The organism is Streptomyces sp. NPDC031111 (assembly GCF_055570675.1).
Genome location: NZ_JBVIGS010000002.1, coordinates 72,211 through 86,771, shown reverse-complemented (window position 1 = coordinate 86,771; position 14,561 = coordinate 72,211). Strand labels below are relative to the sequence as shown.

16 protein-coding genes are annotated in these 14,561 nt (G+C 69.3%); 5 read left to right on the top strand and 11 right to left on the bottom strand.

All coding sequences use genetic code 11. The features are described 5' to 3' along the window. Positions 1-64: 64 nt before the first annotated feature. The 7 genes from ccsB to hemL form a co-directional block, all read right to left on the bottom strand. The gene (gene ccsB / locus ACZ470_RS04055; protein WP_468424203.1) at positions 65-1,171 is read right to left on the bottom strand and encodes a c-type cytochrome biogenesis protein CcsB; all 1,107 of its coding nucleotides are present in this window, start codon (positions 1,169-1,171) and stop codon (positions 65-67) included. Next, positions 1,168-2,907, bottom strand: a complete 1,740-nt coding sequence (gene resB / locus ACZ470_RS04050) for a cytochrome c biogenesis protein ResB (RefSeq protein WP_468424201.1) — start codon at positions 2,905-2,907, stop codon at positions 1,168-1,170. Before resB ends, ccsB begins: the two co-directional genes overlap by 4 nt. Before the next feature lie 4 nt (positions 2,908-2,911). Then, positions 2,912-3,685, bottom strand: a complete 774-nt coding sequence (locus ACZ470_RS04045) for a cytochrome c biogenesis CcdA family protein (RefSeq protein ID WP_468424200.1) — start codon at positions 3,683-3,685, stop codon at positions 2,912-2,914. Between the two features lies 1 nt (position 3,686). Continuing rightward, positions 3,687-4,337, bottom strand: a complete 651-nt coding sequence (locus tag ACZ470_RS04040; RefSeq protein WP_468424198.1) for a TlpA family protein disulfide reductase — start codon at positions 4,335-4,337, stop codon at positions 3,687-3,689. A 66-nt stretch (positions 4,338-4,403) separates the two neighbouring features. Next, entirely contained in the window at positions 4,404-5,690 is a 1,287-nt protein-coding gene (locus ACZ470_RS04035; protein WP_468425165.1) for a polysaccharide deacetylase family protein, read from the bottom strand. 177 nt (positions 5,691-5,867) lie between these two features. Beyond that, positions 5,868-6,515 (bottom strand): histidine phosphatase family protein, encoded by a 648-nt coding sequence (locus tag ACZ470_RS04030; protein ID WP_468425164.1) that lies wholly within the window; start codon positions 6,513-6,515, stop codon positions 5,868-5,870. A 41-nt stretch (positions 6,516-6,556) separates the two neighbouring features. After that, positions 6,557-7,873 (bottom strand): glutamate-1-semialdehyde 2,1-aminomutase, encoded by a 1,317-nt coding sequence (hemL, locus tag ACZ470_RS04025; protein ID WP_468424196.1) that lies wholly within the window; start codon positions 7,871-7,873, stop codon positions 6,557-6,559. Between the two features lie 473 nt (positions 7,874-8,346). Between hemL and ACZ470_RS04020 the strand changes: the two genes are divergently transcribed. After that, positions 8,347-8,784, top strand: a complete 438-nt coding sequence (locus tag ACZ470_RS04020) for a hypothetical protein (RefSeq protein ID WP_003992141.1) — start codon at positions 8,347-8,349, stop codon at positions 8,782-8,784. Positions 8,785-8,875: 91 nt separating this feature from the next. Here ACZ470_RS04020 and ACZ470_RS04015 read toward each other — a convergent pair whose 3' ends face one another. From ACZ470_RS04015 to ACZ470_RS04005, 3 genes are read right to left on the bottom strand one after another with little or no spacing between them, the layout of a single operon-like run. Continuing rightward, positions 8,876-9,430, bottom strand: coding sequence for a flavoprotein (locus ACZ470_RS04015; protein WP_468424194.1), 555 nt, complete (start codon positions 9,428-9,430; stop codon positions 8,876-8,878). A 51-nt stretch (positions 9,431-9,481) separates the two neighbouring features. After that, positions 9,482-9,712, bottom strand: a complete 231-nt coding sequence (locus tag ACZ470_RS04010; protein WP_468424192.1) for a DUF397 domain-containing protein — start codon at positions 9,710-9,712, stop codon at positions 9,482-9,484. Further along, positions 9,709-10,590, bottom strand: coding sequence for a helix-turn-helix domain-containing protein (locus tag ACZ470_RS04005; RefSeq protein WP_468424190.1), 882 nt, complete (start codon positions 10,588-10,590; stop codon positions 9,709-9,711). The genes ACZ470_RS04010 and ACZ470_RS04005 overlap by 4 nt, the downstream gene beginning before the upstream one ends. Positions 10,591-11,130: 540 nt before the next feature. Here ACZ470_RS04005 and ACZ470_RS04000 point away from each other — a divergent pair. Together ACZ470_RS04000 and ACZ470_RS03995 are read left to right on the top strand one after the other, a co-directional pair. After that, positions 11,131-12,096, top strand: coding sequence for a hypothetical protein (locus ACZ470_RS04000; RefSeq protein WP_468424188.1), 966 nt, complete (start codon positions 11,131-11,133; stop codon positions 12,094-12,096). A 19-nt stretch (positions 12,097-12,115) separates the two neighbouring features. Then, positions 12,116-12,832 carry a 2'-5' RNA ligase family protein gene (locus tag ACZ470_RS03995; protein WP_468424186.1) on the top strand — a complete coding sequence of 239 codons (717 nt, stop codon included), beginning with the start codon at positions 12,116-12,118 and terminating at the stop codon, positions 12,830-12,832. Here ACZ470_RS03995 and ACZ470_RS03990 read toward each other — a convergent pair. Next, complete coding sequence (locus ACZ470_RS03990; protein WP_468424184.1) at positions 12,810-13,253, bottom strand: ATP-binding protein; 444 nt, start codon at positions 13,251-13,253, stop codon at positions 12,810-12,812. The two genes, ACZ470_RS03995 and ACZ470_RS03990, sit on opposite strands and share 23 nt — an antisense overlap. A gap of 224 nt (positions 13,254-13,477) precedes the next feature. Here ACZ470_RS03990 and ACZ470_RS03985 point away from each other — a divergent pair, with 224 nt between their 5' ends. Together ACZ470_RS03985 and ACZ470_RS03980 are read left to right on the top strand one after the other, a co-directional pair. Then, entirely contained in the window at positions 13,478-13,846 is a 369-nt protein-coding gene (locus ACZ470_RS03985) for a DUF6415 family natural product biosynthesis protein (protein WP_468424182.1), read from the top strand. Then, on the top strand, positions 13,843-14,547 hold the full coding sequence (locus ACZ470_RS03980) for a hypothetical protein (RefSeq protein ID WP_468424181.1): 705 nt from the start codon (positions 13,843-13,845) through the stop codon (positions 14,545-14,547). Before ACZ470_RS03985 ends, ACZ470_RS03980 begins: the two co-directional genes overlap by 4 nt. The last annotated feature ends 14 nt before the right edge of the window (positions 14,548-14,561 follow it).

The following is a 14,561-nucleotide window of genomic DNA, read 5'->3' as shown; positions in this document are numbered from 1 at the left end:
CAGCACGCGAAAGACCGGTCCCCGTGACGTGGGTCACGGGAACCGGCCTTCGGGTGCGGCTGGTTCAGAAGCCGACGGACTGGAGCGCGCCCAGGCCGACGTCGGCGTAGGAGTGCTTGCCGGAGACGAAGATGTTCACGCCGTAGTAGTTGAACAGCCAGCAGCCGAAGGCGAGCAGGGCCAGGTAGGCGGCCTTGCGGCCCTTCCAGCCGGCGGTGGCGCGGGCGTGCAGGTAGCCGGCGTAGGCGACCCAGGTGATGAAGGACCAGACCTCCTTGGGGTCCCAGCCCCAGTAGCGGCCCCAGGCGTCACCGGCCCAGATGGCGCCCGCGATGATCGTGAACGTCCACAGCGGGAACACCGCCGCGTTGACCCGGTATGCGAACTTGTCCAGCGAGGCGGCGGAGGGCAGCCGCTCCAGGACGGAGGTGGCGAAGCTGCCGGGCTTGCCGCCGCCGGCGAGCTTGTTCTCGTACGAGTCCTTGAACAGGTAGAGGATCACGCCGACCGCGCCGACGTAGAAGACCGCGCCGCACAGGATCGCCGTGGAGACGTGGATGTACAGCCAGTACGAGTGGAGGGCGGGGACCAGCTGGTCGCTCTCGGTGTACAGGACGGTGACGGCGAGGCCCAGGTCCAGGAGGACCGAGGTGGTCAGGAACAGGCCGAGCCAGCGCACGTTCTTCTTCAGCGCGAGCAGCAGCAGGTACACGCCGACCGCGGTGGTGGAGAAGGTGATGTTGAACTCGTACATGTTGCCCCACGGCGCCCGCTCCACGGACAGCGCGCGGGTGAGCACACCGCCGAAGGCGAGGGCGAACGCGAGGACGGTGAGGGAGATGGCGATCCGGCCGTAGAGGTCGCCCTTCTCGTCACCGCCGTGCGCTCCCGGCCCGTCGGGCACGTCCCGGGATCCGGTCGCGGCACGCACGACGACCTTCGGCCGCTCCAGTACGGCGGTGCCGCCGCCCCGCTTCACGGTGACGGCCGGTGCCTTCGCCGCCGTGGCGGGCGTGAGGGCGGCCGCGGTGCGGGCGACCTTGCTGCGGCTGCCGAAGATCCATTCCGCGATGTACGCGAAGAAGGCCAGGGTGTAGACCGCCATCGCGGAGTAGATCAGCACATTGCTGATCTCCGCGAGGTTCTCGTTGGTCGCGGCGGCGAGAGTCACTGCTGCTCAGCCCCTTCGGCAGGTACGGCTTCGGGATCGGTGGGTTCGGATGTCTTCGGGGAGGTCCCGTCCGGGTCGGGATCCGGTGCGCCCGGGGCCTGTTCGTAGAGGATTCCGGCGAGGTCGCCGAGTTCCTCGGGCACCTTCGCGGACTCGCTGCGGCCGAGGCCGGCCATCTCGACGACGGTGACGCCGTCGGGGCCCTCGACCGCGCGCACCCACACGCGGCGGCGCTGGATGAACAGCGAGGCGGCGAGACCGGCGATCGCGACGACGGCACCGCCGAGGGCCCAGCCGCCGCCCGGCTCCTGGACGACCTGGAAGCCGGCCCACTCCTCGATGTCCTTCTCGAAGGTGACCGAGCCGGCGCCGTTCGGGAGCGTCATGGTCTCGCCGGGCGTGAGCAGCTTCTTGAACAGCTCGCCCTTGGAGTCCTTGAACTCCTTCATCTTGGTCTTGTCCATCTGGTACACGCTCTGCGGAATGCCGGAGTCGGCCTTCAGGTCGCCGTGGTAGGCGGAGAGCGCGAGCACCGGGTAGTCCAGTGCGGGGAACTGGGAGAGCATCGTGCCGCTCGCGGAGCCTCCGAAGGTGGGCACGAAGAAGGCGTTGAAGCCGAGCTGCTCCTTCTTTCCCTCGGGGTTGCGGTAGCCGTCGAGGACCTTGACCACGCCGGAGGAGGTGACGTTGGCGTCGAGCGGCAGCAGCGGCACGGCGTCCTGGTAGACGATGTTCCCCTTGCCGTCGCGGACGGTCACGACGGGCGCGTAGCCGTGGCTGACGAGGTAGACCTTGGCGTCGCCGATCTCCAGGGGCTTGTTCACCTTGATGACGGCGGTCTTCTCCTCGCCGTCGGCGCCCTCGGTGTAGGTGACCTCGGACTGGTACGTGCGCGGGGTGCCCTTGTTGGGGCCGGTGCGCTCGTAGGTGCCGGTGAACTCCTTCACGTCGAAGCTGAACGGCTCCAGGTCGTCGTTGGTGAAGAGGTTGCCGGACTTGAAGTCGTCGTACTGGGTGAGCGTGTTGGAGAAGCCGTCGCCCTCGACGATCAGCTTGTTGCCCTCGGACTTGAACAGCTGGCCCCAGGCGAAGGCGATCAGCATCACGATCAGCGCGATGTGAAAGAGCAGGTTGCCGACCTCGCGCAGATAGCCCTTCTCGGCGGCGACGGCGTCACCGGCGATGTGGGCGCGGAAGCGGCGCTTCTTGAGCAGGGCGAGCGCGGCCTCGCGGACCTGCTCGGGGTCGGCCTCGGTGCGCCACGTGGTGTGGGCGGGCAGCCGGGTCAACCGGCGGGGCGCGCCCGGCGGGCGGCCGCGCAGCTGGCCCACGAACTGCCAGGTGCGGGGCACGATGCAGCCGATGAGGGAGACGAACAGCAGGATGTAGATCGCCGAGAACCACACCGAGCTGTAGACGTTGAACAGGCCGAGCTTGTCGTAGATCGGGGCGAGGACGTCGTGCCGCTCGCGGAAGTCGGCGACCTGCGTCTCGTCGATCCCGGTCTGCGGGATGAGGGAGCCGGGGATCGCGCCGAGCGACAGCAGCAGGAGCAGCAGCAGCGCGACCCGCATGGAGGTGAGCTGCCGCCAGAACCAGCGGGCCCAGCCGATGACGCCCAGGGCGGGCAGGTTGGGAGGTTCCTCCCTGGGCGCGGTGGACAGCTGGGAGCTCGCGGCGCCGAGGTCCTGGTCGTCGGCGGCCCTCGGGGTCTCGTCGGTTGTCGTCTTGCTCATCGGGTCAGATCCCCACAGTGAAGCCGTTGGACCAGGTCTGCATCTCCGCCACGAGGCTGTCCCACGCGCCGGTCAGCAGCAGCACGCCGGTCACGATCATCATCGTGCCGCCGACGCGCAGGACCCAGACGTAGTGCCGCTTGACCCAGCCGAAGGCACCGAGCGCCTTGCGGAAGGCCACGGCGGCGAGCACGAAGGGCAAGCCCAGTCCCAGACAGTACGCGACGGTCAGTATGGCGCCGCGTCCGGCGCTCTCCTGCTGTGCGGACAGGGTGAGTACGGAGGCGAGGGTGGGGCCGATGCAGGGGGTCCAGCCGATGCCGAACAGGGCGCCGAGGACGGGGGCGCCGACCAGTCCGGCCGCCGGCCGCTTGTGGAAGCGGAACTCGCGCTGGGTGAGCCAGGGCATCAGGCCCATGAAGAAGACACCCATGAGGATCATGAAGACGCCGAGCGCCTTGGACAGCACGCCCGACTGTTCCTGGAGCGTCTGCCCGAAGTAGCCGAAGAAGGCGCCGCCGGAGACGAACACGGCGGTGAAGCCGAGGACGAACAGGGAGGCGCCGGCGACCATGCGTCCGCGCCGGGCCTCGGCCAGGTCGGTTCCGGAGACGCCGGTGACGTAGGAGAGGTAGCCGGGGACCAGCGGCAGCACGCAGGGCGAGAAGAAGGAGACGAGCCCGCCGAGCAGGGCGATGGGCAGGGCGACCAGCAGGGCGCCGTTGAGCACCGTGCCGTTGTAGCCCGTCTCGGCGGCGAGCGTGTGCAGGGCGGTCACGTCACTTCTCCGCGACGACCGGCTTGAGCATCTTCAGCAGGCGTTCCTCGCTGAGCGAGGTCAGCGAGCGGGCCGCGATCTTGCCCTCCCGGTCCAGGACCAGGGTCGAGGGGACGGCCTGCGGGTTGAGGGTGCCCTTCTCGAAGCGGAGCATCAGCTTGCCCGTGGGGTCGTACAGGCTCGGGTAGGGGATGCCGAAGTCCTTCTCGAAGGCGAGGGCGGAGGTGGTGCTGCCGTCCCGGGTGTTGATGCCGACGAACTGCACGCCCTTGTCCGCGTAGTCCTGGGACACCTTGGCGAAGTACTTGGCCTCCGCGCGGCACGGGTTGCACCAGGAGCCCCAGACGTTGAGGACGACGACCTTGCCCTTGTAGTCGGCGACGTCGAGCTGCTCGCCCCCGAGGGTCTCCCCGGACAGGTCGGGCGCGTTGACGCGCTCGCCCTTGGCGACCGTGGAGATGCCGTCGGTGCCGGTGACGAAGTTGGTGTCGCCGCCCCCGCCGGAGGTGCCGCCGGAGCCGCACGCGGAGACGAGCAGTGCAGCCGCGGCCGCACCGGCGGTCAGGGCGGCGCGACGGCGGACGCGGAGGGCGCGGTTCGAGCTCTGCGGGGCTCGGTTCGAGCGCTGGGGGGCGCGGCTGGCGGCACTCATGTGAAAAGTTTCGCATGCCCGTTCTGGGGATCTTGCGCACCCCCCGTGCGGGCGGAAACCCGCATATCAGGCGGCGTTTCCGGCACCCGTTCCGCTGGTGCCGCCGGTGTCCGCGGTGTCTTCGGTGAACGCCTTCCAGCCACCGGCCGGTTCCTGGCCGACCTCCAGGGTGCGCAGCTTGTCCAGCACCTCCGGCTTCTGGACGTCCAGCCAGTCGGTGAACTGCCGGAAGGAGACGAGCCTCACGTCGCCGCCCTTCTCCTTCTCCCGCGCCATGTGTTTGAGCGCTTCCTCCACGGCGTCCATGTAGATGCCGCCGTTCCACTGCTCGAAGTGGTTGCCGACGAAGAAGGGCGCCCGGTTCGTCTCATATGCCCGCTGAAAACCGGATATGTACGCCTGGGTCGACTGCCGCCGCCATGCGGGGTGGTTGTGGGCGGGCGCGTTGGTCGAGTTGACCGACTGGTTGGCGAGCATGTTGTAGTCCATCGACAGGACCTCGAACGAGCGGCCGGGGAACGGGATCTGCTGGAGCGGAAGATCCCATATGCCCTGTTTCTTCGTCGGCCAGACCTGCCGGCCGCCGGGCGAGGAGGCGTCGTAGCGCCAGCCGAGCTCGCGGGCGGTGGGCAGCAGGCTGTCCTGGCCGAGCAGACAGGGCGTACGGCCGCCGACGAGCTCCTTGTCGTAGTCGAACGGCAGCGGCTCCAGGTCGGTCCACCCGGAGTTGGTCCGCCACTCCTTGACGAAGGACTTCGCCTGCTCGATCTCGCTGCGCCACTGCCGCGACGTCCAGTTGCCGACGCTGCCGGACCCGCCGCAGAAGTGACCGTTGAAGTGCGTGCCGATCTCGTGGCCCTCGAGCCAGGCGCGGCGGACGTTCTTCAGCGTGTCCTTGATGTGGTCGTCGGTGAGGTAGCCGATGTCGGAGGCGCCGCGCGGGTTGTTCGGCGGGTCGTAGAGCCGCTTCTTCGACTCGGGGAGCAGATACAGGCCCGAGAGGAAGAAGGTCATGGACGCGCCGTGCTCCTTGGCGAGGTCCAGGAAGCGCGGGAAGAGGCCGTTGCCGACCTCGCCGGCTCCGTCCCAGGAGAACACGACGAACTGCGGGGGCGTCTGACCCGGCTCCAGCGGCACCGGCTTCTCGGGCTGGTGGGGCTGCTTGCCGGTGTAGGAGGTGGAGCCGTCGCCGATCGGACGGGCCGTCTTCGTCGGCTCGGGCTTCGACGCCCCGGGGCTGTCGTCGCCGCCGGGGCGGGAACCGCCGGGACCGCCGGAGCCGTCCGAGCGTGTGTGGCCGCCGCAGCCGGCGAGCGGGACGGCGGCCGCGGCTCCCGCCCCGAGTCCGAGCATTCCCCTGCGGGTGAGACTGCGCATCGCAACCCCGTTCGTCACGTCCTCTGGTGGTCACCCATTCAGAGGACATGACGAAGCGGGAGGTTCCGCACAAATGCGAAGGTTTCGCAACAGAATTCGAGGAACGGCCGTTCTCGGCGGCTGCCGGTGTCGGGTGTCGGGTGCCGCCGGGTGTTACGCCCCGAAGGCCTTGCTCTTCCCCTTCACCGGCTTCGCGCCCGCGAGCAGATGCGCGGGGACGAGATCGCGGGCCGGCTCGCTGTAGCCGACGGAGACGATCCGGTCCCCCTGGTAGGTGAACGTGGTCAGCGAGGCGAGCGTGCACTGCCGCTTGCGCGGGTCGTGCCACAGCCGCCGCTTCTCGACGTAGGAACGCACGATCCAGATCGGCAGCTGATGGCTGACCAGCACCGCCTCGTGCCCGCGCGCCGCGTCCTTGGCCGCGTTCAGCGCGCCCATCATGCGGATGACCTGCTCAACGTACGGCTCGCCCCAGGACGGCTTGAACGGGTTGACGACGTGCTTCCAGTTGGCCGGGCGGCGCAGCGCGCCGTCGCCGATGCCGAAGGTCTTGCCCTGGAAGACGTTCTCGGCCTCGATCAGCCGCTCGTCGGTGGCGATGTCCAGGCCGTGCGCCTTGGCGATGGGCTCGGCCGTCTCCTGCGCCCGCTCCAGCGGCGAGGCGCCGACGTGGACGATGTCGCGGGGGGCGAGGTGCTCGGCGACCCGGTCGGCCATGCGCCGGCCCAGCTCGGAGAGGTGGTAGCCGGCGAGACGGCCGTACAGGACGCCGTCCGGGTTGGCGACCTCGCCGTGCCGCATCAGATGGACGACGGTGACGTCGGAGCTCTTCTTCACGCTGCTCACGCGGTCGCCTCCGCTGCCGCTCGGGCCGCCGCCGGGAGGGCGTCGGCGATGCGCTGGATCGCCCGCTCGTCGTGCGCGGTGGACACGAACCAGGACTCGAAGGAGGACGGCGGCAGGTAGACGCCGTTCGCGAGGAGGGAGTGGAAGAACGCGGTGAAGCGGAACGACTCCTGCTCCTTGGCGTCGTCGTAGTTTCGCACCGCGCGGTCGGTGAAGAACACCGAGAACATGTTGGAGGCGTTCTGCAACGTGTGCGCGACGCCCTCCTTGGCCAGCGCCTCGGTGACGAGCGACTGGATCTGCGCCGAGACGGCGTTCACCTTCTCGTACGCGGCGTCGTCGAGCAGCCGCAGCTGGGCGAGCCCGGCGGCGGTGGCGACGGGGTTGCCGGAGAGGGTGCCGGCCTGGTAGACGGGCCCGGCGGGGGCGAGGTGCGCCATGACGTCGGCGCGTCCGCCGAAGGCCGCGGCCGGGAAGCCGCCGCCCATCACCTTGCCGAAGGTCATCAGGTCGGGCCGGACTCCGTCGACGCCGTACCATCCGGCGCGGCTGGTCCGGAAACCCGTCATGACCTCGTCGGAGATGTACAGCGCGCCGTTCGCGGCGCACGCGTCCTTCAGCCCCTGGTTGAACCCGGGCAGCGGCGGTACGACGCCCATGTTGCCCGGGGACGCCTCGGTGATCACGCAGGCGATCTCACCCGGGTGCGCGGCGAACGCGGCGTGCACGGCGTCGAGGTCGTTGTACGGCAGCACGATCGTGTCACCGGCCTGGGCTCCGGTCACGCCGGGCGTGTCGGGCAGCGCGAACGTGGCGACACCGGAGCCGGCGGCGGCCAGCAGCGAGTCGACGTGACCGTGGTAGCAGCCGGCGAACTTGATCACCTTGGTGCGCCGGGTGAAGCCGCGCGCGAGGCGGATGGCCGACATGGTGGCCTCGGTCCCGCTGGAGACGAGCCGCACCTGCTCCAGCGGCTCGATCCGGGCGACCATCTCCTCGGCGAGCGCGACCTCGCCCTCACCGGGCGTGCCGAAGGACGTACCGCGCGCGACGGCCTCCTGCACGGCGGCGATCACCTCGGGGTGCGCGTGCCCGAGGATCATCGGGCCCCAGGAGCAGACCAGGTCGACGTACTCGCGTCCGTCGGCGTCGGTCAGATAGGGGCCCGTGCCGGACACCATGAACCGGGGCGTGCCGCCGACGGCGCGGAAGGCGCGTACCGGGGAGTTCACGCCGCCGGGCGTGACGGCCGCGGCCCGGTCGAACAGCGCCTGCGAGGCTTCGGCTTCGTATGAATATGGCAGTTCGCTCATGACCTGCGACTTCTCCGACCTTCTCCGACATTCCGGGAGCTTCCCGGCTCCGGGTGCGTATGACGTGTCCAGGGTAGGCCAGGGGCGGCCTCCGGCATCCGGCCCCCGATCGGCCGTGATCTGCGAAACTGACGTCTGATACACACAGCTCACACGGCCGGGGCCGGCCGGAGGCTGCGAAGATCCCGCGGACAGATGTTTCACCGCACGTTTCGGCGGGCGGCCGTGGGGGAGGTCACTGACACGATGATCGGGTTGCGCGGCGGGGGCCACGCGTCCTAGAAAAGCAGTCGGGTGGAGATATGCATCGCGGTGGCGGACTGGGCGAGGGGACTGATGACCTGGGTCCTCGACGTGCCCGGCGGGGAAGGCACCGACGCGAGGCGGAGAGCACGGACGGGACACAGGGCGTGCCGGGGGAGCCGCGACGGATCGGCCCTCCGGGAGGGGCGGGGAGCAGGAATGGTGGTCGGGTGGGGGTGACGTACAAGTACTTCGGCGCGCCGGACGGCGCCACCGCGGCCCGCGTCCCGATCTCGATGCGCCCCGAGGAACTCGGCGGCGACGAGCTCGGCATGAACGGCATGTTCACCAAGATCAAGCCGGAAACCATGGCCGCCATGGTCCTCACGGGCATCGAGGGCGTCCCCCTGCACAAGGTCCCACCCCTGGAACTGGTCGTCCTGCACCCCGACTACGCGGTCGTGAAACTCCCCATGACGGTCGTCGACCCCCTGCGCGGCATAGGCGAGGAGGCCGTCGGCGCGGCGGCCTTCATCTGGTCGACGGTCCCGGACCGCGGCGGCCCCCGGGACGCGTTCAACGTGTACCAACTGCTCCACGAGTGGCAGGACTTCTCGCATCGGCTGCATGAGGCGGGGCATCAGGCGTATTGCCTGGTGTGGCCCTGAGCTGGGGTTTTGTAGGAGTCGGGCGGGGTCTTCGGGCCTCGCCCTTTTCATCCCGACAGGGAGAAGCCCTCTTACCGGGTGACGGACGGCGTCACCGCACCGTGCCGGCCAGAGGCTCCAACAACTCCAGGGCTTCCTCCCAGCGGAAGCGGTCCGCCGCGCCACCGGCCCGCGGCCGGTGCGGCTCGTGCGAGCCGATCAGGATGCCCATCCCCCGCAGCCGGTTGAGGCTCTGCCGATAGGCGGGGTGAGCGGCCTGGGCGGAGTTCAGGTACGGCAGGGCCACCGTCGGAATGCCCATGCCGTACGCCTCGCACAGGATGCCCACGGCGAGGGTGTCGGAGATGCCCGTGGCCCACTTGTTGATCGTGTTGAAGGTGGCGGGAGCGACGGCGATCGCGTCCGCCGGGGGCAGTGGGCGCGGGTCCCCTGGTGAACGCCAGGCGGAGCGGATCGGGTAGCCGGTCTGCGCCTCGATCGCCTTGGCGTCGATGAAGCCGAGGCCCTGAGGTGTGGCGATGACGCCGACTTCCCAGTTCGACTCCTGGGCGGCGGTGATGAGCTCGCCGACGTCACGGGCAACACCTGCCGCGCACACGACGACGTACAGGAAGGGCTTCCTGTCCGGGGCGGTCGGTTCGGTCACGCGGACTCCCAGTTGGCGGCTGGCATGGGCACGTGCGGCTCGGGCAGGGTCTCAGCCGACGTGAGTTTCGCCGTCGGTGCAATGACCCAGCAAATCATCCAGGGCGGAGCGGCTGAGGATCACAGGTGACAGGTCGAGGTCCTTGGAATCCCGCACCGCGGCATACGCACCGAGGTCGGCGATCTCAACGCAGTCGTTGGCGCCTCCGCTGTAGGAACTCCTGCGCCAGTGCGCGCCGTGAAGTTCTTCGGTCAGGGGTCGGCGGGGCGGGGTCGTGCTCACGGTGCGAGCTCCTCGGCGGTGCGGGTGATGCGGGTACGGGTCTCGGCCGGGCTGAGGGCGGAGGCCCTGAGCTGGTCGAAGATGTCCGTGTAGTTCTGGACGTCGCTCTCGGATTCCAGATACACGGAGTTGTTGGGGTTCTCCAGCCAGACCAGCGGGGCGGTGGGCTGGGGGAAGGTGAGGATGACGAAGGGGCCGTAGAGGCCCGGGTGGGCTCCTAGGGCGAACGGGAGGAGCTGGACGGTGACGTTCGGCTGTTCGCCGACCTGGGCGAGGTGCGCGAACTGCCGGCGCATCACGGCGGGTGAGCCGATGACGCGATGGAGGACGGCTTCGTCCAGGACGGCCCACAGGGCTGCGGGGTGCTCGCCGGACAGACGGCTTGCCTGGCGTTCCATGCGTACCTTGACCAGAGCGTCCACCTGGTCGGGAGTGAGATCAGGACGCATCTGGGCGATGACGGCGCGGGCGTAGTCCTCGGTCTGGAGCAGGCCGGGAACGAGCAAGGGCTGGTAGTTGGCCAGCGCGATGGCACCTGCCTCCAGCGCGAGGTAACCGTCGTAGCGGGTAGGGGTGAGGACCGTGGAGTACTTGCGCCACCAGGGCTTCTGCTGTTCCTTGTCGGCACGCACCAGGTCGAGGATGTCGTCACGCAGCTCGGTGTCGGTGACGGCATAGCAGTCGAGAAGAGCCCGGACCAGCACCGGAGTGGTGCCGCGCTCGCCGGTCTCGATCCGGCTCAGAGACCCCTGATTGACCTCGATCCGCTCTGACACCTCGGTGAGGGTCAGGCCGGACGCCTCCCGCAACTCGCGCAGCCTTGTGGCGAGCTGGCGTCGGTAGACCGACTGAGGGACCAGCTTCCTCTTCAGTGCCATGGAGGCAGTCTGTCCATCCATCTGCTGGCGGACAACCCGAACGAGCCAACTTGGCCAGACATATTGCCTAGTTGCGCTTTGCGTCAGCACTCTTGCGTAGGGGCATCCCGTACGCCGCACGGTCCGGCTGCGTGCCGTTCGCCGAGAAGTCCCCGGTTCTGCCGACGCGTTGGGAGGTCTTTCATGCCCCGGAACACACTGCTGCGGCAGTTACTCGAAGAGCGCCACCTCACGACTTACACGGCGTTCGAGGTGCAGTTCTCCCGCGCGGCCCGAAACCTGGCCAAGGAGGCGGGTGACCCTCGGCTGGCCTCGGTCGCGGTCTCTTCGCGGCAGTTCGACCGGTGGATGAGTGGGGAACTGAAGCAGCTTCCCCGCCCCGACACGTGCCGCATCCTGGAGGAGCTACTGGGCAGGGCTGCCCGCGACCTGTTCGCTTCGGCCTCGGCTTGTCCGCCGACCGCTCCAGCGCGACTACCTGCGGACGCTCCACCTTCTCCCCAGGCCGGTCCTATCGCCCAGGATGACGACCCAACGGAGATGGTCGCCCGAGCCCGCCAGCTGGCCTGCGGCAACGTCGACCAGAGCACTCTGTCCTTTCTCGCCTCCCGGATCGAGGTGATCACCGAGCGGTACGAGAAGGACGGGCCGGACGGCCTGTGGGGACAGACGAAGAGCCTGCACAGCATGGGGCACACCCTGCTCGCCGGTCAGCAACCTCCGTCCGCACGCAGGGAACTGTTCCGGGTCACCGCACGCGCCGGCGGGCTGCTCGGCTACATGGCGGTGAACACCGGCGCGTTTCCCCTGGCTGAGGCGTACTGCGCCGAAGCGCTGGAACTGAGCCGGGCGATCGGCGATCTCGACACCGAGATGTGGGCCTGCGGCACCCAGTCCTTCGCGGCGTACTACGCAGGCCGTTACGACGAGGCCGACGCGCGGGCCGCCGCCGCGGTTGACCGAGCGCCGAACCACCCGCAGGCCATCCGGCTGCTGGTCAACGGCCGGGCCCGGGCGCTCGGCAAGCTCAGTGACCGGAACCAGGCCGAGCGTGCCATCGGGCAGGCGCTGGAGCTCTCCGACCGGCATGACGTGGCCCCCGGCCTGACCTCCTGCATCTCCTTCTTGCCGTATGGGCGGGCCCGCACCCTGGCCAATGCGCTGACCGCCCGTGTCGCTCTGCAGGACACCGGGCACGTGCTGAGGGATGCCGAGGAACTCGACGACCTGGTCGAGAAGTCCGACTCCGCGTGGAGCCGCTCGCTGGTCCGCCTCGACGTGGCCACCGCGGTGCTTCAACAGCGAGCACCGGACGTGGAGCACGCCATGTCCCTCGGGCAGCAAGCGATCACTCTGGCCAGCCCGCTGCCGATCAGCTCGGTGCGGCAACGCTCTCGGGACCTGTACGAGCGAGCAGCCCCTTGGCGGTCCCGGCCGGCCGTGCGCGAGTATGGCGAACAGCTCCGCGTCTGGGGCCGTCAGCTCCCGCCTGCCCAGGCGGGGTGATCATGAAGGAGTTCGCCGGGTGCCTTGGCCGCACATCCAGCTCAGCGCCGATCCCGCAGCCTTCCCCGTGCACCCGCCTGCCGACCTGAGTGACCCGGCGGTGATCGCGGCGCACGACCAGGCCGCCTTCGACACCGTGGAGACCATGGTCGATCACTGGGACCGGCCCGGCTGGACGGCACAGACCCGGGCGTACTACTGGATGCTCACCTTCCCCGACAGCCCAGCGCTGGCCGACCTCGCTCTTCACTGTCAGCAGCGCCTCGCGCCGCTCGGCCTGGATCCGGTCCCCGACGACGGGTTGCACATCACGCTCACACGCATCGGTTCCACCGCAGCGCTGCCGCTGGGCCGTCTCGATGACGTGATCAGCGCGGCAGTGCCGCTTCTCCCGGCGGCCTTCACCCTGCGGGCGCTCCCGCTCGCGGGCTCTCGGGGAGCCGTACGCCTGACGGTCGCTCCTTGGGGCCCTGTACTGGCGCTGCACGCTGCCCTCAGTGAATCCATGACTCCGTTGGAGCTGACTCCCAGCAAGCCGACCGCGCTGTTCCGCCCGCACCTGAGCCTGGCCTACAACAACAGGCCGCGCCCCGCTGCCCCGGTCATCGAGGCCGTCACCACACTCCGGGATCTTCCACCGGTCGAACTGCGCGTCCGGGAAGTGCAACTGGTGGAGCTGCGGCGCGAGGACCGTGCCTACCGGTGGGAGGTCGTCAAGAGCCTTCCGCTCGGCTGACTGCCGTCTTCCTACGCGGCAGGACGGCAACGACCGCCTTGCCGACTGCGGTGGTCTCTACGTACCACCGCCGTGCCAGTGTCTGCACCAGCCACAGCCCACGACCGGACTCGGCAAGCGGATCGGCAGCCGTCTCCGACAGGTGCACACCACCACCGTCAGGCTCCGGGTCGTGAACCGCGACGATCACCTGGTCCCCGCCGATCTCGATGATCAGACAGTCCGGGCCGGCAGTCGTGTGTCGCACGGCGTTTCCCACCAGCTCGGATACGACCAGCACCGCGTCGTCCACGCAGGGGACGACGTCGGCCAGCACGGTACGAACCCGGTCACGGGCCGCGGCAAGCGGCTCGCACCGACCGGCCAGGGCCACCCAGTGCGTGTGGGAATTGTGGACTGCCGGGCTTGAGTCGTTCAGCATCGCGGTCGCTCTTCCGGTCGTACGAACGGGCGTGACCCACAGGTTCCGACTGCCCACAGCGCGTCTCCACGCCGTCCCACCGACGCTTCTCCGCCGTCCGGACGGCGGGGAGACGGCGTATCGGCGGCGTGGAAACGCGACTGCCGCGACGGGAGCCTCGAAGTCGATGGCCGGCCCTCTCCAGGGACGTCCGGATCGCCGACTTTCACGCAGAGGAGCCCACCGTGCCCGCCCCCGGTTTGAGGCAGGTCTTGGAGAAGGTGCAGCGCTGGGCCCCGTATGTCGACGGGCAACTGCTCGATGACGTGGCAGCCGTCCTGGACGACTACACGCCTACCGAGCACGAGGTCGACGAGCACGCGCAGCGCCTTCGTGGCCACCTGATGCGACTCGTCCACGTCGCCGTGGTCTCCAAGGGGGCCGAGCAGGACGAGCAAGTGGCCGACCTCATCGAGCGCGGGCGCACCCTCCGGACCGAGGAAGTACCCACCGACCACCGCCAAGCCGTCGGACACATCCGGCGCATGGCATGGACGCTCGACGAACTCCTCGAACGCCTGGTGGCCCACCAGTGCCTTACGGAGGCGCCGTGACCTTCCCGCCCCTCCGCCTCACGTACAACCCGCGGGCCGTCGAGTCGAGAGACAAGAGTCTCTCCCTGGTCCCGTACATCACCCAGAGGGAAGGGGAGGACGCGGCGCCGGACAACCTCGTCATCACGCGCCATTCCTCCGGCCCGCGGCTGTACTACGCGGACGAGGACCCCCGGGACCGGGACCCGCGGGGCGTGCTCTGGGCCCGGTGCGGGTGGAACCCTGTCGACACCGAAGGCCGGATCTCCGGTGTGCCGCAGTGGAAGCTGATGCACCCCCACCGGCAGATGGTGTGCATGCAGACGCTCACCTGCCAGGTCTGCACAGGTCCCGCCCGCACGCCCCTCGGCTTCATCTTTCTCACCGGCCCCCGGGATCACGATCCAAGTCAGCCGAGCATCCTCACCAATCAACCTCCGGTGTGCCGCAGGCACACCCATGCCGCCGCAAGGCTATGTCCGCACCTGGAGGACGGCCCGACGGTGTTCTTGGCCAGGAGCGCACCCCTGTACGGCGTGCACGGCACTCTGTACGGCCGGGACGAGGGCGGTGTGAAGGTCATCGCACAGCCGGATGCGCCCTTGCCGTACGGCCATCCGAACATCGGGACGTTCCTCGCCTCGCAGTTGGTTCGCCGCCTCCAGTCGTTCCGCGTCGTCGGTCTCGACGAGCTGCTCAACGGTCTGGCCACTGCCTCGTAGATCCCCACGTCGGG